Origin of the sequence: Picosynechococcus sp. NKBG042902, from assembly GCF_963864045.1 — a bacterium.
In the GTDB taxonomy this organism is placed as follows: domain Bacteria; phylum Cyanobacteriota; class Cyanobacteriia; order Cyanobacteriales; family MRBY01; genus MRBY01.
Genome location: NZ_CAWLTV010000071.1, coordinates 100,287 through 122,657, shown reverse-complemented (window position 1 = coordinate 122,657; position 22,371 = coordinate 100,287). Strand labels below are relative to the sequence as shown.

Below are 22,371 nucleotides of genomic sequence, written 5' to 3'. Positions count from 1 at the left end.
AAACGGCGAGGTCTCAAAAGGCGATCGCCCCCAGACGATTTTGCAACATCTGAGGAAACTGGGCGTAGTAGCGTTGATTTAGGGGAGATGGGTGGGGCAGAGGCGACAAAGTAACGATCTTTTGGTGTTCCATTCCCAGATCGTCCACCGCCCGGAGGGTCACTTGCAAGGATGTTTCAAAGCGATCGCCCCGCCGGAAGAACCCGTTTACCTCTCCCCGTCGTCCGTAGGGGTCAAACCACTTAAAGGCTTCCGTACCCAAGGTGATGATTTGGTTGCCCTGCCAGTGCAACACCAACAGCCGCTCCACAAAAGGGCGAAATCGTTCCTTAACCGACACCGGATAGGCCTTGTTGCCCGGTGGTTTGTAGGGCACCGTATTGGTCAGCAAAATGCGATCGCACACCGTCGCCAATTGCGCCTTATCGTGGATTTTTTTGTGGTGAACTGCATAATAAAATCCCTGGCGTACCAGGGTGCCCGCAGCACCATAGAGGGGTTGGCGGGCGTGCACCTCATCCCGTCCCAAATCCCGCCCAAAAAAACACAGGGATGCCTTGAGATTCCCCGCATAGAGCACTGGCTCCGTAGGATTAAGGCGTGCTGCTTGGTACACAGGCACATCAATGGGAAATGGTTCCCGCTCTGCCTCTGTCTTTACCTGGGCAATTAACGTCGCAATATCCGTCATGGTCTCAACTGGAGAGGGCTAGAAATCTATGTCATTGTTGGCGATCGCCACTGCCCTTTGTCAACCCAAATCATCGCTAACGGCGTCTTTTTCCCGCCCAGAACAGCAAAAGCTACATCAAATCTTCACAAAATTGTCTAGGAGAAATCTCTATAATTTTTTCTTAAGAATTACTTTCAAACGTCCCACAGTCAACATGTTCTTGAACTTCACAAAAGTTAAAACAAGCTTCAGTGTTTATACGTAGAAAGCAACAGCGGAATTAAGAACCGCCTCAATACTTGTGCGGCAATAAAAATCAAAATAAAGCGAATAAATTCCCATGCAAAGAAAATATTGTTTGGGTTTATTGTACTGTTGATTGCTTGATTTTTAGGGTTTTAAATCAATCAATTGATTTGTATATTGTTGCAAAGTTTTTGTTAGGTGATCGTGATGTTATGGGTATATTAAAATCGAGAATGCTCTAGACACAGAATATGACTGCTGCAGGCAATACACTCAGTTTCATCGCCGATCAACTAAACCAGTTGTGCCAAACCCGGGCTACGGGAGAGTTGATTGTGGGGAATAGTCAATACCAGGGGCATATTCATCTCCTGTCCGGGCGTCTTCTCCATGCCACCGCCGGTATCCACTCTACCCGTCGTTGGTACCGCATTACCCAACGGCTGGCTCCCCAGTGGACGCCGAATCCCCAAGAACTGATCAGCTCGCAAATGTGGGAATATCAGCTCCTTTACCAAGGGATCACAACCAAACAACTGACGGTCATGCAAGCGAAGGCGATTATTCGGGCGATCGCCCAGGAAGTCTTCTTCGATCTTGGTTGCTATGCCGATGCCACCATCGAATCCCATGAAACCCAAAAAAATGCCACAGAAATCGCCCTCAGTTTGTCCTTGTCTTACCTAGAAGTCGAACCCGACCTCAAGCGAGTGATGCAACTCCAACAACAATGGCAAGCCGCTGGTCTTGGCAACTTGAGTCCCACCCTCGCCCCAGTGCTAAAGGCAGGTATTGATGCCAGTGCCCTTGGCAGTTTGGGTCAGTATCTCAATGGACAATTCACCATGTGGGACATTTCTGTGTGCCTCGGTAAATCGGTTAATAGCGTTGCCAATGCCCTAATTCCCCTATTAAAAAAGCGCATTGTTCAACTGAAAAAAATTGCCGATTTACCCCCTCCCCTAGGCCATCTTGCAGAATCTACCGATGCTGATGGCCCCACCTCCGGCAGTCTGAGATCGCCCGAAAAGCGTGATGCCCTCATTGCTTGCATTGATGATAGCCCCGTGATTCTCCAAACCCTACGGAAAATCCTCGAAGGGGCTGGTTATCGCACCATCGGCATTAGTGAACCCATGCGGGGCGTTGCCAAGCTCATCGAGAGTCAACCAGACGTGATCATTCTTGACCTCGTAATGCCCAATGCTAGTGGTTACACCGTGTGTAAGTTTCTCAGGCAAACCTCTGTGTTTGAAAAAACGCCAATTATTGTCTTGACCAGCCGCGATACCTTGATTGATCGCAATCGAGCCAAGCTCGTGGGGGCTTCAGATTTTTTGGGGAAACCACCGGATCCAGAGAAAACCATTGCCTTAATTGAAAAATATTTAGATGAAGTTGCCGCACAGGATAATGAAACAGAAGATGTCACCTTAAAAGTTTCTAGCTCTACCCGATAAAATTTGACTTTTCAAAGTTTACTTAAGGGTTGCTCTCAAACAAAAATTGTTATTTAATTTGAATTTTCCCCAGAGGTTTGTAATGGCAACTTTATTATTAGTTGAAGATAGTCCGACAGAAGCACAAATTATCACAAGTTGCCTAGAAAATGCCGGGTTTAGCTTGCTAAAGGTGACGACGGCAGAGGCAGCGCGGGCCATCCTGGATCACAAAATGATCGATGGCATTGTCTTGGATGTGGTGCTGCCGGGCCAAAGCGGTTTTGGCTTTTGTCGTGAGGTGAAAAATAATCCAAAAACCCAAAATATTCCTGTCATCATGTGCTCTAGCAAAGCTGAAAAAATGGATAAAAAATGGGCCAGTAAACAAGGGGCCAATGATTATGTCACCAAACCCATTGACCAAAATGAATTGTTAAACGCGGTACGGCGTTGGATCCCTTAAGCTTGGCGCTGCCTGATTTGCCATCTCGTCTAGCGCAACTTTTGTTGACTGAAGTTTGATTTGGAGCGTTGTTTATGGCCCCTGTGACCTCTGCCCCGGAAAGTAGCACAACACAATACATTGGTATTCTTTTGGCCGATGGTTTTCGGGCCATGGTGCCCACGGCTCAATTGGTCGAAACGATCAATGTCGAGTTGGGACACATTGTGCAAATGCCAGATTTGCCGCCTGCGGTGGTGGGGGTCTGTGGCTGGCGCGGCGATGTGCTATGGCTGGTGGATTTAGCCTATGCCCTGCGTTTGCCTCCTTTATTGGCTGGTGATTATGGGCGATCGCAATGCCATGTTTTACGGGTTACGGTCAACCACCAGACATTCGGGATTCTCGTCGCTGAGGTGCAGCATCTCATACGCGGCGATCGCCTGGAGTTATTACCTGGTCCTCCAGGGCAAATCCCCCCTGAGGTTTCAGCTTTGGTGGCTGGCCAGTTTCGGACAGCTTCGGGGGAAACCATCTTGAGCATCAACCTCGAAGCCTTGCTAGATCACCTCAAATCCCCAGGCTGATTTTTCCAGACTGAATAATGAATCGGCCCAATGTTTTGGCCCCTCATTTTTTCATTTCCCTGCGTTTATCTAAATTGAAATTCCCTGAAACTGCCATGACTCAAGCTCCCTTCCGCCCCAACAGCTCCCAAGACAACCGTCTTCAGCCCCAATCCCTCGGCCACGACCGCAAAGAACGACCCATTGAAGAAACGGTGACCATTGTGCCGGTACAGGCCACCAACGCCAACAACGGCAAGCATTCCACCCTCACCTCAAAGGCTGGCACCCTTGTGAGTGAACTCAGTAATCTTCGTTCCAACATCGACATGATGACGGAAGAACTCCAATCTCTGTTAGCCACAGAACGGGCGGCAGTGGAACGGGCTGAGCTTCTCAATGCGATGACTTCCCACATTCGTGAGTCCTTAAGTTTTGAATATATTCTCAATGCGACGGTCTCGGATGCGCGCAATGCCCTAGATGTAGACCGGGTGGTGGTGTATGTCTTTGATGACCCAGATTGGCTCGGCAAAGTGATGTACGAGTCCGTGGAACGGCGGTGGCCCAGCGCTTTGGGAATGTCCTATTCTCTAGTGGGGTTATCAGACCATGCCATTCGGCTCTTTCAGCAGGGGCGGGTTGAAGCGTTCAACAATCTCGGCCACGGAACAACAACAGATGATACCCAACTGGATCAATGGCAACAATTGGAAGTCCAGGCAAGTTTAACGGCACCGCTGCTTTTGGGGGGAGAGTTGTATGGGTTATTGGTGGCCCACCAATGTGCGATCGCCAGGGAATGGTCAGAGTCGGAGATCGAATTTTTCCGGCAGTTAGCGGTGCAGGTGGGTTACGCCCTCGACCAGGCCCAATTGTTAGATCAACAGCGGGCGGCGGCGGAACAGGCCCAATGGTTAAACCAAATCAGTGCACGGATCCGGGAATCTCTCACGCCAGCGGATATTTTTGCGGCGGTGGTTCAGGAAGTGCAAACTGCGCTCCGGGGCGATCGCACGGTGGTCTATCAGCTCGGTGAAAATGCCCTTGGGGGTCAAGTGGTCGCTGAGGCTGTGGAACGGCAGTTTCCGACAATCCTGGGCCTAGAACTCGATCTTCCCTGGCTGGAGGCCTCCCACCAAGACGCCTATCTCCGGGGTCAGGTGACTGTCATCGAGGATATCTACGATGCCAATCTTGATGAAGCGGTGCTCAATCACCTCAAGGCAAAAGGGATTCGCGCCAGTGCGATCGCCCCCATTATCGCCCGCCAAAAACTCATGGGCTTTTTGATGGTGCACCAATGCTCACTACCCCGCCGTTGGGCCGATAGTGAACTAGAGATTTTGCGCCAGGCCGCCACCCAGGTCAGCACTGCCCTCGATCAAGCCTTTGCCCTCCAACAGCAAGAAAATGCCGCGCTCCAGGCCCAAATTCTCAATGAATTGTCGTCCCGTCTCGGTAGTTTTAATGACACCGCAGAGATCCTCGAAACAGCAGTAGACGATGCCCGCGAAGCCCTCCAAGCCGACCGAGTGCTCATTTTCCGGGTCGATGGCCCCCAAAAAGCCATGGCGATCGCCGAAGCTGCCGATCCCCGCTGGAAAAGCCTCATGGGCAAAACACTCCAGGACTGTGGCCTCGATGAACGCTACCTCAAGCAGGCCCAGCGCGGCAAACTCACCGTCCTAAATCGCCTCAGCGACATCGGTTTGAGTGCCTCCCAACTAGAAACCCTCGACCAGGCCCAGGTGCGGGCGATGATGATTGCTCCTATTACCATCGAACGCAATCTTTTCGGCCTGATCGTCGTCCACCGTTGCCAAGGTGCCCACCCCTGGCAAGAGGTCGATAGCAACCTACTCCAGCAAATTAGCAACCAAGTTAACTTTGCCCTCGAACGCATTAGCCTTATTGAACAACGGCAGATGACCGCCGAGCGCGCCCAACGCCTCAGTGAGATGAGTGCCCGTCTCCAGGAATCCCTCGAAGTCCAAGAAATTCTCAGCGCCGCCGTCGAAGAAGCGCGAGACATCCTCACTGCTGATCGAGCGATTGTCTATCGCTTGGATCAAAACTGGCGCGGCCTGATCAATGCAGAATCCGTTGTGTCTGGTTTTGAGTCGATCCTGGGATTAAAAACCAACGAACCCCGTGTCACCGAAAAATTTGCCAAGGCCTACATCCGGGGGAAAGTGACGGCCTACGCCAACATCTACGAAGCTGACTTTATCGACTGTCACATCACCGAATTTGCGACCCATGCCGTTAAAGGCTATATGGCCGTTGGCATCGTCGCTAACCAAAAGCTCTATGGCATGTTGATCGTGCATCAATGTTCTGGGCCGCGCCAATGGACTGACCTAGAGATCAATACCCTAAAGCAAATTGCCCAGCAGATTGGCTATGTTCTAGAGCAGGCTTTCCTCAAGGAAGAACAAGACCGTGCCAAGCGCCTGAATGAAACCCGGATGCGACTCCAGGCCGCCTCGACAGTAGAGGCCATTCTCAATGTCGCTGTCGAAGAAGCCCAGGATCTTTTGGGTACAGACCGGTCGATTGTCTATGAATTTGATTCCTCTTGGAAAGGGCTAATCACCGCAGAATCGGTGGAGCAGGGCTACCCCACAACCCTCGGCTTACGCACCAATGAACCCCGGGTCACAGAAAAGCTCTCAAAAAATTACCAGAAGGGTCACATCGTCGCGATTCCCGATATTTTTAATGCTGATTTTGTTGACTGCCATGTGAATGAGTTTGCCCCCTATGGTGTCAAGGGTTATATGGCCACCGGGATTAGTGCGAACCAACGTCTCTATGGCATGTTGATTGTGCACCAATGTGCCAGCACCCGTCTTTGGAGTGAGGTGGAAATTGATATCCTCCGTCAACTCTCAGAACAGGTGGGGTATGCCCTCGACCAGGCCCTCCTCCGCCGGGAACAGGAGCAGGCACTCGTCCGGACACGCCAAGTAAACCTCATCAGTTTCCGGATCCGTGAATCCCTCGATCTAGAACGGATCTTCCGGACTGGCGTCGAAGAAGCCCTCAAGCTCATGAAGTGCGATCGGGTCGTAGTTTATCGCTTTGATGACAACTGGGATGGCCGGATTAAATATGAAGCTGTCAAATCCGGTTGGCGCAAACTCAGCGAAGATATGATGACTTCCGGCGATGCCCCCTGTTTCCCCGAAGATTACGTTGAACCCTATCGCCAAGGGCGGGTGCAAGTGACCCCCGATGTCTCCCAAGCGGGCCTCACCGCTTGTCACGAAGAACAACTCGGTAAATGGCAGGTAAAGGCCAACGTGGTGGTTCCCATTCTCGTTAACCAAAAGCTTTATGGTCTTTTGGGGGCGCACCAATGTTCGAGTACCAGAGAATGGGAAGCTCCCCTGGTAGAGTCCTTCCGTCAGGTGGCGATCCAGTTGGGCTATGCCCTCGACCAAGCCCTCCTCCTCGAAGAAGTCGAAACATCCCGTCGCCAAGCAGAAATTGTTTCCGAAGAACAGCGTCAACAGCGGGAGCAACTCCAAGGGCAAATTGAAAACTTCCTCGAAGAAATTGAAGAATCCTTTGAAGGGGATTTGACCGTGCGGGCTGGGGTCACCGAAGGGGAAATGGGCACTGTCGCTGACTTTTTCAACGCCACCCTCGAAAATCTCCAACTGCTCGTACAGCGGGTACAGGAATCGACAACCATTGTGTCAGACACTGCCCAAGAAAGTGAATCCTTGATTCAAAACCTGTCTGCGGAAGCGTTGCGCCAAGCTGAGAGCGTCAATGTGGCCCTCGATAAGCTCTTTAAAATGACTGGATCCATCCAAGAGGTCGCCAGCAACGCCCAGGAAGCCCAAGCCAAAGTCCAATTGGCCAACAAAACCCTCCAATCAGGGGACATGGCCATGAACCGAACTGTCCAGGGGATTGTGGCGATCCAACAAACCGTTGAAGCAACGGCCCGCAAGGTGAAAAATCTGGCGGATTCTTCCCAGAAGATCTCCCGGGTCTTAAACCTGATCCGCGAACTGGCCAACCAAACCAATCTCCTCGCCCTGAATGCTTCTGTGGAGGCAACCCGCGCCGGGGAAGAAGAACAGGGATTTGCCGTCGCCAATGAAGTGCGCACCCTAGCGGAACAATCGGCCAACGCCACCAAGGAGATTGAGGCGATCATCGAAGAAATCCAGGCGGAAACCAACGAGGTAATCAAAGCCATGGATGTGGGTCGGAAGCGGGTCTTGATCGGGACGAAATTGGTGAAAGGGACACGCCAAGCCCTCACGGATCTCGCCAAGGTCAGTATGAGTATCAACCAAACCGTCGAAAAAATTGCGGATTCGGCGTCTACCCAGGTTGATATTTCCAATGAGCTGAACCAAACGATGCAGGATGTGGCCAATGTTTCTAATCAAACCTCCGCCCAATCGGTGAAGGTGGCGGAATCGTTCACCAAGCTCCTGGGGGTAGCCGGGGAACTGCAACAGAGTGTGTCTCGTTTTAAGGTGCAGTAGTTGTCGGGGTATCGGGGAGAGGCGATCGCCCTTTCCCCACCCTGTCGAGTAACATCGCATCGCAACATTATTTTTTATCATCACATCGGTTGAGTAGGGGATCATCATCCAATCATGGCCAAGGAAACAGTTGATACAAACGATCAAGCCTATGAATTCTTTGTCCAGGAATCACAGGCGCTTTTGCAGCACCTCGAAACGGGTTTGATGAACCTCTGCCAAGACCACGAAACACCGACAATCCATGGTTTGATGCGGGCCGCCCATTCCATTAAAGGGGGCGCTGCCTGTGTGGGCTTGATGGCTATCCAAGCGATCGCCCATGATCTAGAAAACGGCATCCGGGCTCTTTATAAAGAAGACACTGTATTCGATGTGGAGCTGGAAAACCTGTTGCTCGAAGCCTATGACGCCCTCCAAGACCCCATCAATCAGCAAATTCACCAGGGAGAATATGACCCTGACCACGCTTTAGGACGGGCAAAACCGATCTTTAGCCAGTTAGAACAAAAGTTAGGCCATGCCCTGGATGAAGCGGCAGAATTGCCGGAAATGCAGATGGAAGGGGATATTACTGAATTTATTTTCAAAGAAGAAGTCCCCCAGGCCCTTGGTCGCCTCGAAAATTACGTCAATAAACCGCCGACGAAAAATCCCCACGGGGAACTCGTTTCCCAAATGGAAGTTTTGGCGACTCTAGGCGATATGTTGAACCTCGAAGGCTTTGCGGCGATCGCCCAGGTGGCCCAAGCGGCCCTTGAAACCAATGCTGAACAGTATCTGGAGATTGCCCGCTGCGCCCTTGCTGATTTTCAAGCAGGCCAAGCTGCTGTCCTCGCTGGCGATCGCACCCAGGGAGGAGAACCCAGTGCCGCCCTCCAGCAACTCAGCCAAACCCAGACTCCCTCCCCGTCAACGGCACCAGAAGCTCTTCCCCTAGAGACGGCCAATGACCTCGTGAATAACGGCAATGGCGAAGATTTAGGAAACGGTCTTTCCCTCGATGCCGATGAACTGGCCGCTCTCCAATTTTTAACCCAAAATGCCCGACCAGAAGCCGAGATGCGACCCGTCCTGGGTGACATTGATCTGGCTGAACTGATCCTAGAAGCCGATGACGCCCTAGGGGAGGTCGATGTAGATCTCACGAGCTTGGTGCTCATGGATGAACCGGAACCCAGCGAACCGATCATCCAGAATGATATTGTTTCCACCGAGGACGAGACTCCCCCCAGCCCTCCTCAGACTGAGGCATTAGAACCCAAGTTAATTCCAAATTCTGCAGCAGCAGCTCCGGTTCCAGAAAAGGCGATCGCCCCCCCTACCAATCCCGTTCTACCAAGCATCGACACCAATAGCCTCAGCGTGCGCCTCGACATGGGCCGCCTCAATCACCTCAACAGCCTGGTCGGCGAATTAGTCACCCAGGACAACAGCGCCCTACTCCGGAATAAACAAAGCAGCGACGCCCTCGATTCCCTCAAACGCTGGTATGGTCGCTTCGATAAAATTACCGCGCAATTCCAAGAATATGCCAAAGAACTAGTGGTCAAAAATCCCCAGGCCCGGGCTCAGTTGGCACAATTTGTCATTTTTGCTTCGACCATGACCGAGGAAATGGCCCAGCTCAGTGAAACCATTGAAGACACCACCCTCATCGCCCAGCAGGATCAGCAGGCCCTCAAACAACGACAACAAACCCTCAAACAACTAGAAAATAATCTAATCCAAGCGCGGATGTTGTCCATTGGGGAGCTTCTGAACCGTTTTCCGCGTACTGTGCGTGATCTTTCCGTTAAGGGTAATAAACCCGTCAGCCTGAACCTAGAAGGAACCGATACCCTTGTGGATCGAGCGATTTTATCGAAGCTCTATGATCCTCTGGTTCACTTAGTTCGTAATGCCTTTGACCATGGCATCGACTCCCCCGAAGAGCGCCTTGCCCACAATAAATCAGAAGCGGGCACGATTACAATCAAAGCCTACAACCGGGGCAACTCTACCTACCTTGAAATCCAGGATGATGGTCGCGGCATTGACATTGAAAAGGTTCGTGCCAAAGCCGTGCGCAAAGGCTTAGTCAGTGCCACTGAAGCGGCGGAATTATCTCGGTCACAACTGTATGAATTACTCTTTGTTCCGGGTTTTTCGACAGCAGAAAAAGTCAGTCATTTATCGGGTCGGGGGGTGGGCCTTGATGCGGTACGTCTGCAAATTCGCGCCCTCAAGGGTAATATTTCCCTGACCTCTGAGCTAGGCCAAGGGACAACTTTTACCCTCCGGCTCCCCTGGAGTATGACCATTACAAAATTGTTGATTTTCCGTTGTCAGGAGAGTGTCTTTGCGGTGCCTATCAATAGTTTGTCGGCGATCGCCGCTGCCGAAAAAGCAGATCTCACAAAAGACGGTCATCAAGAACAGTTCCGCTGGCAGGGGAAAACAGTGCCCCTTGTCCAAGCCCTCCTGAGTGGCTTTAATTATCCCGCTTCGGCCATTGCCAGTCGCCAACAAATTGGCTCTTTAGCCCAGGGCAATATCAGTAATATTTGGAATCAAGTGGGCCAACAGATGGTTTTGGTCATGGCCCAGGCCAATGAAGTGATTGGTTTGCGGGTCGATCAAATTCTCCTCGAACAAGATCTGGTGATCAAACCCTTTGGGACGGCGATCGCCTCACCTCGGTATATTTCTGGTTGCACCATTTTAGGGGATGGTCGTCTCGTTCCTGTCCTAGATAGTGCCGCCCTCATTGAACGGGTCTGCCAAAAAGATAGCCACAACACAACCATCATTAATCCCCAATTCCAGACCCGCCAGCCAAAACTAACTTTGCCGACTGTCCTCGCCATTGATGATTCTCTAACGACCCGACAAACCCTCTCCACCACCCTGCAAAAGGCCGGTTATCGTGTCATCCAGGCCCAAGACGGTGCCGATGGCCTCAATCAACTAGAGCTTCACCCTGAAGTGGTCGGGATCATTTGTGACGTGGAAATGCCCAATATGAACGGCTTTGAGTTTCTCGGCCGCTGTCGCAAAAAACATCCGAAAGCGGAACTTCCGGTGCTAATGCTGACTTCCCGAGGTAGTAAACGCTACCGGCAGTTGGCCCAGCAGTTGGGGGCAAATGGCTACTTAACGAAGCCCTATTTAGATCAAGAGTTAATTGAAACCCTCCAGGGGGCGATCGCCGAAACGAAGGCTAAACCAGCGGCGATCGCCACCCCTTAATTACTACAGGAATTAGCTCATTTTCGGACGGCGTACCTGTTGGTCTTCCATCTGGGCCTTGGCTTTGGCGGCACTCTTCCGTAAGAACTGGAGCCGTGTTTCGTAATCTTTGCGTTTGCGGCGGTTGGGGGTTTGCTCAATCAGGGCTTTAAGGGCACTCCCCAAACTCTTGTAGGCATTGGGCAGGGTGTAACCAAACCGAGTGGCGAGGCGAATCGCCTGTTCGTCGGCATCAATGGCGATGGTCATCCGTTTTTCACCGCTATTTTTTTGCCACAGTCGGTAACCCGAAAAACCACAAAGGGCGATCGCCAAAACCAAGAGCAGACCATCCTGGACCCAAAGCTCGCCCACAGCACCCCCCAGACCAATGGCGAGGGCTGCCATTTCCCAGCCTTCCCGGGGAATTGTGTCGTTCTGGATCTTTGCGACTTCATGCCAAAACAAGAGGTTGCGTTGGTCAATGGCGAGATTTTCCCACTTCGCCAAATCAATTTGAATTTCGACTTCATCTTTCCCTAATTCTTCGCAGCGGATGAGGGGGGGATTGACTTCTGTGGTGCCCTCAACCATCACCCAACTTTGCAACTCAGGGGGCAACAGCGTCTTGAGGCGACGCAGCTCACTCATTTCGGCTCTGGCAGAAAAAGTGGAATAGGAAGTCATAGGATCGGCAATCTGTAGGTGGGCTAGGGAATAAATTCTTGCTTCGTTATAACAATTGTAAACTTTCGTGACCTAATCCTTTTGTTAACCTTGGACAGCATCAACAAAGGCGATCGCCTAGGAAGTCAAAGAGGCATTGCGAAACTTCTTTGCCTGTTCTTCAATGCGCTCAGCCAAGCGATTACAAACTAAATTACACAGGTCGTAGATCAGTTCATCACTGACCCGATAATAGGCAGAAGTTCCTTCACTCCGTCGCTGTAAAATTCCTGCCTGGAGCATCACCTTGAGGTGTTTAGACACGTTTGCTTGGCTTGTATCCGTTGCCTGAACCAAATCCTGGACGCAGCGTTCCCCGTCCTGTAAAAGACCTAAAATCCTCAACCGCATCGGTTCTCCCAGAACACTAAAGTACGAAGCTACCTGTTGGAGAACTTCTGGGGGCATCTGATGGTCGTCAGGCATTGGTTTTCTCAGAAAAAGGAATAGATAGTTTAAGACTATTGTATCAATTGATTATTGGAATGCTTAGGTTGGGTTGACCCACATTAGGGTCTGACCAAATTCAATGGGTTCACCGTCTTCAACGGCAATTTTAACAACTTCACCGCTGACTTCTGCCTCAATCTCATTCATTAATTTCATCGCTTCGATGATGCAAACGGTTTGACCATTGCCAACGCGATCGCCGACGGCAACGAAGGGATCTTCACCAGGGGCCGGCGCGCGGTAAAACGTTCCCACCATGGGAGAGGTAATGGCGACCCACTTATCATCAATGCTCGCACTGGGAGCTGGGGTTTCCGCTTGGGGGGCTTCTGGGGTTGCAGTCGGTTGAGAAACAACGGGAGTGGACATCGCTGGTTGGGCGATCGCCTCGGGCATCACCATCGTCTGGGGAGCAGCCACAACAGTACCTTTGCTCACACGGAGTTCAAAATCATCGGTTTTGAGTTCAAACTCGGTGACATTGGTTTGGCCGATGGTGGATAGAAGTTCTTGGATCTCTTGTAAATTAATAGCCACAGAACAGGTTATTCCTCACAACTGCATGGGTAGGGGGGAGATCCAAGCCAGGATTAGTGCGGATCTCCAAAAAAGCTTTGGGGCTTTATTCGCGACCGAGATAGGTATCGGTGCGGGTATCAATCTTGATGCGCTCACCAATCGAGATAAAAAGAGGCACATTGACCTGGGCACCTGTGGAAACGATGGCGGGTTTGGTGCCCCCTGTGGCCGTGTCGCCTTTCACACCAGGATCTGTTTCCGTGACTTCAAGGACAACGGTATTCGGGAGTTCAACGTCAATGACTTGGCTGTTCCAGAAGAGGACATTAACTTCCATTTCTTCCATCAAGTATTTAACGCGATCACCGATTTGCGCTTCCGTTAGGCGGACTTCTTCATAGGTTTCCATATCCATAAAGACAAACTGCTCGCCCTCTTTATAGGTATGTTGCATCGTGCGTTTGTCGAGGATCGCTTGGGGAACGGTTTCACCAGCGCGGAACGTTTTTTCAACGACGCTGCCTGTTTGGGCGTTTTTTAGTTTTGTCCGGACAAAGGCGGAACCTTTACCGGGTTTAACGTGGAGAAATTCGACGACGCGCCACACTGAACCGTCTAATTCGATGGATGTACCAGTACGAAAGTCATTACTTGAAATCATGGAGCTTTAGCAACATTACGGGCTTGCATAATCAAACCATATTCTACCGTTGATAGGGAAATTTCCGGCTAAATTCCTCCACTGCTTTCGGGGGGAGGATTTTTTTGGGTTTTAGGGGTGGCGATCGCCGCAATGCCGCAAACTTCTAAGCCCCCACGGATAAGGGTTTGTTGGGCTTCGGTGGCCGTTGTCCCCGTTGTGTAAATGTCGTCAATCAGCAAAATAGGCTGGCGCAATCCTTGGGATATGACTTTATGGTTAAGGGAAAAAGCCCGTTGCAGTTCCTGTTGTCGTTGTGCCACCGTCAGTTCAAAGAGGGCTTGGGTCGCTTTTGGGCGTTGGAGAAGCTGGGCTTCGTAGCGTAATCCGGTGACTTGGGTAAATTGACGGGCGATAATTTCTGCTTGGTTAAAACCCCGTTGCTGTTGTTTTGCGGGGTGCATTGGGATGGGGATAACGGTTAATTTTTGCTGGTTTGGAAAGGATTTTCGCCATTGTGAACCCAATTGGGTACCAAGCCAGCGTCCCAGTTGAGGGCAATTGTCGTATTTCATTGTGGCGATCGCCCGTTTGAGGCTGCCGTCATACTGGCCCCAGACGAATAGCGGCAGATCGTTTTGCCAGTGGCGTTTAGGATTGATGAGCTTTGTTTTTTGTAATTGGCGATCGCAGTCCCGACAGACGATATGTTCTCCAGGGCGATCGCAGAGGGGACATTTATCCTGAAGAAATAGGGAAAAGAAATCTTGAAAAAGCTTCATGATTGCCAAGGATTAACAACATCGATGCCACAATGATGAAAATCGTCAATATTGCGAGTCGCGATAATGCCTTGGTTGATCAAACAAATCGCCGCAATCTGAGCATCAAACTGAGATATTGGTCTTCCTTGTTTTCGCCGCGCAGATGAAATGTCTGCAAAAGCAATGGCGGCCTCATCATCAAAAGCGAGAATCTTATGGCGAAACTCCATTTGGAACATATTCCGAGCCGCTTGAGTGAGCTGCTCCCGTCGCTGCCCCTCTGGTAAAGTGGCAATACCATAAAGAATTTCCGCTTGAGTGATCGCTGTAATAAAAAGTTCTGTACGTTTTTTTTGGGCAATCCAAGCTTTCACCAGATGGGAGCCTTGGGGCTTCATGAGCTCAGAAAGAACATTCGTATCTAAAATAATCACCGTGCTTCAAGCGAGAAAGACATCGCGAATTTTTTCTCGGGGGAGTAAGGGAATTTCAAATTCATCGAATTCTTGAAAATGTTGGGCGATCGCCTCCACCAAATTTTGTGATGACTCCTCTGCAACTAAAGCTTTTTGCAATATATCAATAATTTCTGCTTCGAGGGTACGTCCATGTTTCTGGGCACGTTCTTGTAAACGCTCGCTGAGATGCCGATCTAAATCGTGAATTGAGATGCTGGCCATATTTTTTTAGGCGTAATTGTCTAACTTCGATTGTAATGTGTCATAAAAAACTCCCTCAGACAGAAGGAGTAATCTGCACTAACGAGTGTTTTTCATTACTTGGCGAATTGAATGTCTAGGGTACGCATATAAATTTGCATCCCTGCATCCTGTACCGGAAAAACAAAGGCATCTTCGTCAGACTCGTTGTGGTGGGAATGCCAAAGGCTCGGCGGCGTTACAAAAACGCTATTGGGCTGCCACATTACTTTCACTGGGTTGATGATATTGCCATCGTTATCAAGGGATTTGCCGATCAAAGTGTAGGTATTTTCTTTCGCTGAAACCGCTAAATCTAAGGCAATGGAATTGTGACGGTGGGGCTTTTGGGAAGAATGGGGCGGCACCAGATTATACAAAGACCACATGGTGTGGGTGGCGGTGCGGGTGGCTTCACTTTCGGGGTTGCCTAAAATTACACCGTTACGGTTGAGGTTGCGACGAATGCCTTCTTCCCGGATACGTTCAATTTCGCTGTTGAGATATTCGCTGGCGTAGAAAGCCGGTTCAAAGCGGGGGGCAGTGGGCCGAACGCCAAGATAAGCCAACATCGGCGCATCGTGAACCCAATAGAGCGCACTATCTTCATCGGCATAGTGGGTAACGCCTGCATTCATTGGCAGGGTAAAGGAGTCGCCTTTTTTCCATTCGAGCACGCCATATTCAGTTTCGGTACGCCCGGCACCACGCATCACATAAAAAACTTCAGAACTGGAAGCGGCGATCGCCGGAATCTGTTCCCCAGCATTAATCCGAATGTAGTTAGCGAGAAGATTCGGAGTCGTGGCGGGGTATTTTGTCCCCAGTTCCACCGCAAGGTCGAGGGGGATGACCCGTGTTTCACCGGATTCATGGAGGCTGGCCGGAAATGCGCGAATGGGTACATCTGCTAAACGCGGATTGGCTGCCTTGTGATATTCCCAGCTGAGAGCTGTCTTTTGCCAAGTCTGATTCATGACATTTTCCATATCCCGACTCCCGCTCAACCTAAATTGATGCCTAAAGAAAAATGTCTCTCCGCGACGCCCTATCAAGCCATTGTTTGGGTCGATGCAAAGAGATGTTTAATCAAAGTTAACATGAATGCCAGTAATAACAGTACATTTAGCAACAAAATCCCTGAAGGATGCCATTGTTTATGCTAATCACGGCAATGTTTTTTACTGACTTTGTCTACTTGTAAAAGTCGTTGGTCGAAGTAGAGGCAATGGGCTCGTAAACTTTTTCTTTTTCCACGTGGGGAGCCAATTGTAGCTCCGGCAAAATCGGGTGAAAGGGCTGATGGAGACTAATCATTTGGGCGAGGGTTTTTTTCAATTCAGTGCGGGGCACAATCGCATCCACAAACCCATGTTGGAGTAAATATTCAGATGTCTGGAAATCGTCAGGAAGTTTTTCGCGCAATGTTTGTTCAATGACGCGGCGTCCAGCAAAACCGATGGTTGCTTTGGGTTCGGCAAGAATCAAATCTCCCAACATCGCAAAGCTAGCGGTGACGCCCCCAGTGGTGGGATTAGTCAGGACAGGGATGTAGAGTAATTTTTTGGTGCGATGGCGTTCGAGGGCACCAGAGATTTTCGCCATCTGCATCAGACTGAGCATTCCCTCTTGCATTCTCGCCCCACCAGAAGCACAAACAACCACCACGGGTAAACCTTCGGCGGTGCCATGTTCTACGAGGCGACAAATTTTTTCGCCGACGACGGATCCCATACTGCCGCCCATAAAGCCAAAGTCCATCACTGCCAAAGCAATGGGTAAACCGTCAATCAGTCCTGTGCCAGTGATTACAGCATCGGTGAGGCTTGTTTTTTCTTGGTAATCTTTGAGGCGATCGCTATAGGCTTTTTTGTCGCGGAATTTGAGGGGGTCGGTCGGCGCGACATTTTGACCAATTTCTGTCCAGGTGCCTTCGTCAATCAATTGGCGTACCCGTTCCCGACTGCCGACCCGGTTATGGAAGCCGCACTCTTTACAAACCATTTGATTGTTGCGGAGGTCTTTGGTGTAAGTGAGGGCATCGCAGGATTTGCATTTCGTCCAGAGGCCATCGGCAATCTCGCGCTCCTGTTGGGGCTGGAGCTGGGTTTCAGAATTTTGGCGATTTGCGGCAAACCAATCAAAAAGAGACATAGGCGGTTAGGTCGAAACACAAGGGTTTAGGGGTCATCTTCTGGGGGACTGAGCAGGAGTAAGGCGGTCCATTGATCAGGCGATCGCACCTGGAGGGCAGCTTGGCTTCCTTGCCCAAAATAAATGCCCAGTCCAATATCTAAAACGCGGTTGGGGATACTGTGGGCGGTGAGAATTTCTCCCATCATCTCAGCTTCCCAACGGGCTTTTGTGGTTTTAATTGTAATCCAAGTCACAGTTTAGAAAAAGACAAAAGGTAGAGGTGCCCAAAGCACAAGGACAATTCTAAATGGTTTATTTCAACAAAAACCTCAATTGATCTGGGCAAATGCGGCGGGAGCCATCTCCTATAATGATCGGGTTTATCTTGTGTGCGGAGTAAAAAAATGTCGCCTTTGCCCCATAAGCAGATCGGTGTCGCCGTTATTCGCGATCGCCAGGGAAAAATTTTAATTGATCGCCGTTTAGACCAAGGGGAAATGGCGGGCCTGTGGGAGTTCCCTGGGGGGAAGATCGAACCAGGGGAAACAGTAGAAGCCTGTATTGCGCGGGAAATCCAAGAAGAAATCAATCTCCAGGTTGAGGTGGGCGATCGCCTTATTTTAATTGAACATGATTACCCGAAATTCAAAGTTTCACTCCATGTGCATTGGTGCAGTGTCCTGGCTGGAGATGCCAAACCCCTTGAATGTGCAGAGATTTTGTGGGTCAATCCCGGCGAATTGGGGCAATACCAGTTCCCAGAAGCCAATCAAGCGATCATCGAGGCAATTCAGGAAAGCTAAATGGAACCCTCAATCTGGGCTAATCGTCTAAGAATCTTAGTTTGGGTGTGAGGAAATATAGAAGGGCGTCGGGGGATCGTAACTCAGGCCAGATCTCCGGGCGCTTTTCTATGGCTGAGGCGTGAAATTTTCGAGGGGGGCGATCGCCTCAAAGGCCATGCGGGCGGCAGCTTGTTCAGCGGCTTTTTTCGAACGACCAACCCCTTTACCGAGCAAAGTATCCCCCAGCTTCACTTCCGCCAAAAACCGTTCTTCTTCGTGGCGAAATTCTGGATTTTCAGTCACTTGGTAGGTGGGGAGTTTTTGGTATTCCCCTTGGCTCCAGGTTTGTAGGGCATCTTTATAATTTTCCCGGGCTGGATCTTGTTTAATCTCAGCGGCTTTGTGGCGGAGATGTTCGTCGAGCCAAGGGTGCACCAGGCTTAAATCGTTGGTGGTGAGAAATAAAGCTCCCAACATCGCCTCAAAGGCATCGGCCAACAGGGAAATTTCCCCAGCACCGTGGTAATGGCCGTGGTAGGACAAATATTTTTTGAGATTGTAGCGGTGGGCAAATTCTGCCAGGGTGCGATCGCTCACGAGGATCGACCGAATGGCGGCAAATTCTCCCACGGGTTCAGCGGGATATTCGGCGTAGAGCACTTCAGACGCGGCCAGGCGCACCACCGCATCGCCGATAAATTCTAACTGTTCATAATTTTTGTCGGGGGAAATGCTGGGGTGGGTGAGGGCCAGATCCAGTAAATCCCAGCGCATACCATGGTAATCGGGGAGGCCGAGGCGATCGATGAGGCGACGGAGGCTTTTTTGACGTTGGGGAGGAACCATGGAAATACTTAAGATGGCAAAAGCAGGGAACTTTGCTTGGTGATTTTCGTCTACTCTCTACACCATAGCAATTTGAGGCAACATCAGCGGAGAATTATGGGCTTTTTTGGGCAACGGATCACACGGCTCACTCAGTTAACCCTAGGTTCTGCCTTGGTCGCGGCGGGCTTATTTCCCAGCTCCGGGGCGATCGCCAAACCGGATCGCAAACCTGAACCGACAATCGTGCAACAATCTTCGGGGTCTAGTCAGGGGCTTCCTGGCCGCCAAACGTGGCAAGGCATCCTGGCCGATATTCGTAGTCAATATCAAACCATTCCAGACAGCCGCTTTACCCAGTTACAGGGGGATGATTTTTTTCGGAATCAGCTTTTTTCTCTGTTCTGGGGGCAAACGGGCGATCGCCGCACCATCCAAGAAATCCTTGTCGATCTACTGCTGAATGGCTCCCGTTCCCAAACTTCCCAAGGCTATTACTTTTACGACGTGGATCGCCGCTGCCTCCCTCCGGGCCAACAACAACGCCTCGCCAGCGGTAAACCGATTCCCCCAGGCATCTTACAAAAGTGCGGGCGGCCAATTTTCCGGAATTATTGATCGAGCGTGATTTTTAGGCCAGCAAGTCGATACAATCGGCACCATGGATAAAAAATGGTCACTAATTATCTATCTATGCTGTGCGATCGCCGCCGGCTGGGGTCTATTTGAATTAGTCTCCCGTTTCCTCGTTGAACAATTTTGGTTCGCTGAGCTGGGATATCGTTCTGTCTTTTTGAAGCAGGTTTCCCTACGCATTGGCCTGTGGAGTCTTGGTTTTTGTGGCTCCTTTGTGTTCCTCTGGATAAATTACCGGGTGGTTGACCGCCAGGAATGGCAAATAATCCCGGATCAGTCGGGGGGCGATCGCCAAACCAATGTGCCCCGGCCTCCGTTGCAATGGTGGCAAAAATTTTTCCTCGAACCCATCCCCTATCACAAGAAAATTCCTGAATCACCGGCGATCAATTTTCGGGGATTACTGCTGTTAATGGCCGGGTTTAGCCTGTTGATTGTCTTGATTTTGTTCCACTACGGCTCGGTGGTCTGGGAGATGGGACAACGGGACATGAGCCTGCCGCTAATTACCCCTGCTTTACCGGATCCCCTGGCATTCAAATCATTGCGCAGTTTGTGGCAATTTACCCAACAGCAAATCTGGCGTTTGGGGTTAGCTGCGGTGGTGCTGGGGGGCATCCTTTGGCAACGGTGGTTTTCCTTGCGGGCGATCGCCGTGGTTCTAAGTCTCTGTTTCGGGACGATCCTGGCGAATAATTGGGTGCGGATATTCCAGGGTTGGTTTGGGGTGCCCTTCAGCCAAATCGATCCGATCTATAACCATGATGCTGGTTTCTATGTTTTTACCCTGCCCCTGTGGCAAATCCTCGACTTTTGGTTTGAGGGTTTATTTCTCTATGGTTTGGTGAGTGTCACCCTGTACTATCTGCTATCTGGCGATAGTTTTTCCCAGGGACAGTTTCCGGGCTTTAGTCCAGTCCAGTTACGGCATCTCAATCTTTTGGCGGGCCTCCTCTTCCTCGCCGTGGCCGGACGTCACTGGTTAGTACGTTATGAGCTGCTCTACTCTAAGCTTGGGGTGGTTTATGGGGTGAGCTATACCAATCTCAACGTCGATCAACATGTGGAAATTCTCCTCACAGTTTTGGCCTTGGCGATCGCCGCTTGGTGTTTAGGGCAATTCTGGCGTTATCCCCACCGCCGTACCGTTTCTATCCGTCGCCAACAGCCCCAGGTGTTAAAGGGCATTCTTTTGTATATCGGCGTTATGGCCATCGGTGCCATTCTCTCTGCCGGAACCCAACGCCTCATCGTGCAACCGAATGAATTAGCCCGGGAGCGTCCCTATCTGGAATACAGCATCGCCTCCACCCGCAGGGCCTTTGGGCTGGATGCCATCGAGTCACGGGTGTTTAACCCAGAAGGAGAACTCACCGCCTCCGACATTGACAGCAATCCCCTAACCATCAACAACATCCGCCTATGGGACAGTCGCCCCATCCTGCAAACTAACCGCCAATTGCAGCAAATTCGGCTGTATTATCGCTTTTCGGATGCTGATATTGATCGCTATACCCTACGCCTAAACCCAGACCAAAATCCCAGCCAACAACAGGTGATCATTGCCCCCAGGGAACTAGATTATGAAGCGGTGCCAGAACAAGCAAAGACTTGGGTGAACAAGCATCTCATTTATACCCATGGCTATGGCTTTACGGTGAGTCCAGTCAACCGGGCTGAGGAGACTGGCTTACCCCAATATTATGTACAGGATATTGGGGCTGGGGCGACGGCAGATAATGGCAATTTGACCACCTTAACCCCAGCGGTACGGGAGGCAATTCCCATTGGTCAACCGCGCATTTACTACGGTGAGCTGACCAATAACTACGTGATGACCGATACCAAGGTGCAGGAGTTGGACTATCCCAGTGGGGAAGATAACCGCTACAACACCTACGACGGGACGGGGGGCATTGCCTTTGGGAATCCTTTGAAACGTTTGTTTTTCGCGCAATATCTCCGGGATTGGCGGATTTTGTTATCCAATGATCTCACCGGTGATACTCGCTTGTTGATGCGACGCAATATTAATCAACGGGTGCGGGCGATCGCCCCATTTTTGCGGTTTGATCGTGATCCCTACCTCGTGTCAGCCGACATTGGCGAGACCAACCGCCTCGGCGAAAAAAATTACCTCTATTGGATTTTGGATGCCTATACCACCAGTGACCATTATCCCTATGCCGATCCGGGGGAACATCCCTTCAACTACATCCGCAACTCCGTTAAGGTGGTGATCAATGCCTACAATGGCACAGTGCGTTTTTATATCGCCGATGCCGCCGATCCGATGATCCAAACTTGGGCAAGGGCCTTTCCAGAATTGTTTCGTTCCTTTGCCGAATTGCCCGATGGTTTAAAAGAACACCTGCGCTATCCAACTGACTTGTTTAATGTGCAGTCCGAACGCCTCCTGAGCTATCACATGCAAGACCCCCAGGTTTTCTATAACCGCGAAGACCAGTGGGAAATTCCCCAGGAAGTTTATGGAAATGAACCCCAGGAGATCGCCCCCTACTATCTGATCATGCGGCTACCCACGGCCACTTCAGAGGAATTTATTTTGCTCCATCCCTATACCCCCACCAGTCGCCCTAATTTAATTGCCTGGTTAGCGGGCCGCGCCGATGGAGAACATTACGGCAAGCTGTTACTTTACCAATTCCCGAAACAGAAGTTGATTTATGGGCCGGATCAAATTGAAGCCCTCATTAAACAAGACCCGGTTATTTCCCAGCAAATTTCCCTCTGGAATCGAGAAGGTTCCCGGGCAGTGCAGGGCAAGTTATTGGTAATTCCCATTGAACAGTCGCTCCTCTATGTGGAACCCCTTTACCTAGAGGCCGAAGAAAATAGCGTCCCGACCTTGGCACGGGTGATCGTGGTTTATAACAACCAAATTGTGATGTCCCGCACCTTGGAAACAGCCCTCAACACGATTTTTCGTCCGGAGCAAGTAACACCCCAGGAGGAGACGATTTTTCGAGATCTAGAAACAGATGTGGTCGTTCCACCACCTGTCTAGGGAAATTGCCCTTTAGCGTAAATATCACAATTTATGAGCGATCGCCTTTTGCGGCGGTGACCTGAACCATC

At 50.6% G+C, this 22,371-nt stretch carries 20 protein-coding genes; 8 read left to right on the top strand and 12 right to left on the bottom strand.

The window, feature by feature from the left end:
- Nucleotides 1-13 precede the first annotated feature (13 nt).
- Nucleotides 14-691 carry a uracil-DNA glycosylase family protein gene (locus AACR41_RS10145; protein ID WP_012305685.1) on the bottom strand — a complete coding sequence of 226 codons (678 nt, stop codon included), beginning with the start codon at nucleotides 689-691 and terminating at the stop codon, nucleotides 14-16.
- A 479-nt stretch (nucleotides 692-1,170) separates the two neighbouring features.
- Here AACR41_RS10145 and AACR41_RS10140 point away from each other — a divergent pair, with 479 nt between their 5' ends.
- From AACR41_RS10140 to AACR41_RS10120, 5 genes are all read left to right on the top strand, one after another.
- Entirely contained in the window at nucleotides 1,171-2,379 is a 1,209-nt protein-coding gene (locus tag AACR41_RS10140; protein ID WP_030006794.1) for a response regulator, read from the top strand.
- A gap of 82 nt (nucleotides 2,380-2,461) precedes the next feature.
- Nucleotides 2,462-2,824 (top strand): response regulator transcription factor, encoded by a 363-nt coding sequence (locus AACR41_RS10135; RefSeq protein WP_030006793.1) that lies wholly within the window; start codon nucleotides 2,462-2,464, stop codon nucleotides 2,822-2,824.
- Between the two features lie 74 nt (nucleotides 2,825-2,898).
- Nucleotides 2,899-3,390 carry a chemotaxis protein CheW gene (locus tag AACR41_RS10130; RefSeq protein WP_030006792.1) on the top strand — a complete coding sequence of 164 codons (492 nt, stop codon included), beginning with the start codon at nucleotides 2,899-2,901 and terminating at the stop codon, nucleotides 3,388-3,390.
- A gap of 95 nt (nucleotides 3,391-3,485) precedes the next feature.
- Nucleotides 3,486-7,883: a GAF domain-containing protein gene (locus AACR41_RS10125; RefSeq protein WP_045441824.1), complete on the top strand. Its 4,398-nt coding sequence runs from the start codon at nucleotides 3,486-3,488 to the stop codon at nucleotides 7,881-7,883.
- A gap of 114 nt (nucleotides 7,884-7,997) precedes the next feature.
- Nucleotides 7,998-11,114, top strand: a complete 3,117-nt coding sequence (locus tag AACR41_RS10120; protein WP_030006790.1) for a hybrid sensor histidine kinase/response regulator — start codon at nucleotides 7,998-8,000, stop codon at nucleotides 11,112-11,114.
- Nucleotides 11,115-11,126: 12 nt separating this feature from the next.
- Here AACR41_RS10120 and AACR41_RS10115 read toward each other — a convergent pair whose 3' ends face one another.
- The 10 genes from AACR41_RS10115 to AACR41_RS10070 form a co-directional block, all read right to left on the bottom strand.
- On the bottom strand, nucleotides 11,127-11,780 hold the full coding sequence (locus tag AACR41_RS10115; protein WP_012305691.1) for a DUF3318 domain-containing protein: 654 nt from the start codon (nucleotides 11,778-11,780) through the stop codon (nucleotides 11,127-11,129).
- A gap of 117 nt (nucleotides 11,781-11,897) precedes the next feature.
- Nucleotides 11,898-12,245: an ArsR/SmtB family transcription factor gene (locus AACR41_RS10110; protein ID WP_012305692.1), complete on the bottom strand. Its 348-nt coding sequence runs from the start codon at nucleotides 12,243-12,245 to the stop codon at nucleotides 11,898-11,900.
- A gap of 63 nt (nucleotides 12,246-12,308) precedes the next feature.
- Nucleotides 12,309-12,806 carry an acetyl-CoA carboxylase biotin carboxyl carrier protein gene (gene accB, locus AACR41_RS10105; protein ID WP_030006789.1) on the bottom strand — a complete coding sequence of 166 codons (498 nt, stop codon included), beginning with the start codon at nucleotides 12,804-12,806 and terminating at the stop codon, nucleotides 12,309-12,311.
- A gap of 85 nt (nucleotides 12,807-12,891) precedes the next feature.
- Nucleotides 12,892-13,449, bottom strand: a complete 558-nt coding sequence (efp, locus tag AACR41_RS10100; RefSeq protein ID WP_012305694.1) for an elongation factor P — start codon at nucleotides 13,447-13,449, stop codon at nucleotides 12,892-12,894.
- A gap of 68 nt (nucleotides 13,450-13,517) precedes the next feature.
- Nucleotides 13,518-14,210, bottom strand: coding sequence for a ComF family protein (locus AACR41_RS10095; RefSeq protein ID WP_045441788.1), 693 nt, complete (start codon nucleotides 14,208-14,210; stop codon nucleotides 13,518-13,520).
- Nucleotides 14,207-14,626 carry a type II toxin-antitoxin system VapC family toxin gene (locus AACR41_RS10090; protein WP_030006787.1) on the bottom strand — a complete coding sequence of 140 codons (420 nt, stop codon included), beginning with the start codon at nucleotides 14,624-14,626 and terminating at the stop codon, nucleotides 14,207-14,209. Before AACR41_RS10090 ends, AACR41_RS10095 begins: the two co-directional genes overlap by 4 nt.
- A 6-nt stretch (nucleotides 14,627-14,632) precedes the next feature.
- Entirely contained in the window at nucleotides 14,633-14,872 is a 240-nt protein-coding gene (locus tag AACR41_RS10085; RefSeq protein WP_030006786.1) for a FitA-like ribbon-helix-helix domain-containing protein, read from the bottom strand.
- Nucleotides 14,873-14,967: 95 nt separating this feature from the next.
- Nucleotides 14,968-15,867 (bottom strand): hypothetical protein, encoded by a 900-nt coding sequence (locus AACR41_RS10080; protein ID WP_223209900.1) that lies wholly within the window; start codon nucleotides 15,865-15,867, stop codon nucleotides 14,968-14,970.
- 217 nt (nucleotides 15,868-16,084) lie between these two features.
- Nucleotides 16,085-17,044, bottom strand: a complete 960-nt coding sequence (accD, locus tag AACR41_RS10075; RefSeq protein ID WP_030006785.1) for an acetyl-CoA carboxylase, carboxyltransferase subunit beta — start codon at nucleotides 17,042-17,044, stop codon at nucleotides 16,085-16,087.
- Between the two features lie 26 nt (nucleotides 17,045-17,070).
- Nucleotides 17,071-17,280: a hypothetical protein gene (locus AACR41_RS10070; protein ID WP_012305700.1), complete on the bottom strand. Its 210-nt coding sequence runs from the start codon at nucleotides 17,278-17,280 to the stop codon at nucleotides 17,071-17,073.
- Nucleotides 17,281-17,430: 150 nt separating this feature from the next.
- Here AACR41_RS10070 and mutT point away from each other — a divergent pair, with 150 nt between their 5' ends.
- Entirely contained in the window at nucleotides 17,431-17,829 is a 399-nt protein-coding gene (mutT, locus tag AACR41_RS10065) for an 8-oxo-dGTP diphosphatase MutT (RefSeq protein WP_030006784.1), read from the top strand.
- A 108-nt stretch (nucleotides 17,830-17,937) separates the two neighbouring features.
- Here mutT and rnc read toward each other — a convergent pair whose 3' ends face one another.
- Nucleotides 17,938-18,663 carry a ribonuclease III gene (gene rnc / locus AACR41_RS10060; RefSeq protein WP_041443295.1) on the bottom strand — a complete coding sequence of 242 codons (726 nt, stop codon included), beginning with the start codon at nucleotides 18,661-18,663 and terminating at the stop codon, nucleotides 17,938-17,940.
- Nucleotides 18,664-18,753: 90 nt separating this feature from the next.
- On the opposite strand from rnc, the gene AACR41_RS10055 reads away from it, so the two are divergent.
- Both AACR41_RS10055 and AACR41_RS10050 read left to right on the top strand, forming a co-directional pair.
- Nucleotides 18,754-19,254, top strand: coding sequence for a hypothetical protein (locus AACR41_RS10055; RefSeq protein WP_030006783.1), 501 nt, complete (start codon nucleotides 18,754-18,756; stop codon nucleotides 19,252-19,254).
- A 43-nt stretch (nucleotides 19,255-19,297) separates the two neighbouring features.
- Nucleotides 19,298-22,300 (top strand): UPF0182 family protein, encoded by a 3,003-nt coding sequence (locus AACR41_RS10050; protein WP_030006782.1) that lies wholly within the window; start codon nucleotides 19,298-19,300, stop codon nucleotides 22,298-22,300.
- The last annotated feature ends 71 nt before the right edge of the window (nucleotides 22,301-22,371 follow it).

Excerpts from the sequence above, each read along its gene's own strand:
- AACR41_RS10050 (WP_030006782.1), top strand. The coding sequence starts at position 19,298 with ATGGATAAAAAATGGTCACTAATTATCTATCTATGCTGTGCGATCGCC.
- AACR41_RS10095 (WP_045441788.1), bottom strand. The coding sequence starts at position 14,210 with ATGAAGCTTTTTCAAGATTTCTTTTCCCTATTTCTTCAGGATAAATGT.
- AACR41_RS10110 (WP_012305692.1), bottom strand. The coding sequence starts at position 12,245 with ATGCCTGACGACCATCAGATGCCCCCAGAAGTTCTCCAACAGGTAGCT.
- AACR41_RS10085 (WP_030006786.1), bottom strand. The coding sequence starts at position 14,872 with ATGGCCAGCATCTCAATTCACGATTTAGATCGGCATCTCAGCGAGCGT.
- efp (WP_012305694.1), bottom strand. The coding sequence starts at position 13,449 with ATGATTTCAAGTAATGACTTTCGTACTGGTACATCCATCGAATTAGAC.
- AACR41_RS10125 (WP_045441824.1), top strand. The coding sequence starts at position 3,486 with ATGACTCAAGCTCCCTTCCGCCCCAACAGCTCCCAAGACAACCGTCTT.
- AACR41_RS10145 (WP_012305685.1), bottom strand. The coding sequence starts at position 691 with ATGACGGATATTGCGACGTTAATTGCCCAGGTAAAGACAGAGGCAGAG.
- AACR41_RS10115 (WP_012305691.1), bottom strand. The coding sequence starts at position 11,780 with ATGACTTCCTATTCCACTTTTTCTGCCAGAGCCGAAATGAGTGAGCTG.
- AACR41_RS10055 (WP_030006783.1), top strand. The coding sequence starts at position 18,754 with ATGGGCTTTTTTGGGCAACGGATCACACGGCTCACTCAGTTAACCCTA.
- AACR41_RS10120 (WP_030006790.1), top strand. The coding sequence starts at position 7,998 with ATGGCCAAGGAAACAGTTGATACAAACGATCAAGCCTATGAATTCTTT.
- AACR41_RS10080 (WP_223209900.1), bottom strand. The coding sequence starts at position 15,867 with ATGAATCAGACTTGGCAAAAGACAGCTCTCAGCTGGGAATATCACAAG.
- AACR41_RS10140 (WP_030006794.1), top strand. The coding sequence starts at position 1,171 with ATGACTGCTGCAGGCAATACACTCAGTTTCATCGCCGATCAACTAAAC.
- AACR41_RS10135 (WP_030006793.1), top strand. The coding sequence starts at position 2,462 with ATGGCAACTTTATTATTAGTTGAAGATAGTCCGACAGAAGCACAAATT.
- accD (WP_030006785.1), bottom strand. The coding sequence starts at position 17,044 with ATGTCTCTTTTTGATTGGTTTGCCGCAAATCGCCAAAATTCTGAAACC.
- AACR41_RS10130 (WP_030006792.1), top strand. The coding sequence starts at position 2,899 with ATGGCCCCTGTGACCTCTGCCCCGGAAAGTAGCACAACACAATACATT.
- mutT (WP_030006784.1), top strand. The coding sequence starts at position 17,431 with ATGTCGCCTTTGCCCCATAAGCAGATCGGTGTCGCCGTTATTCGCGAT.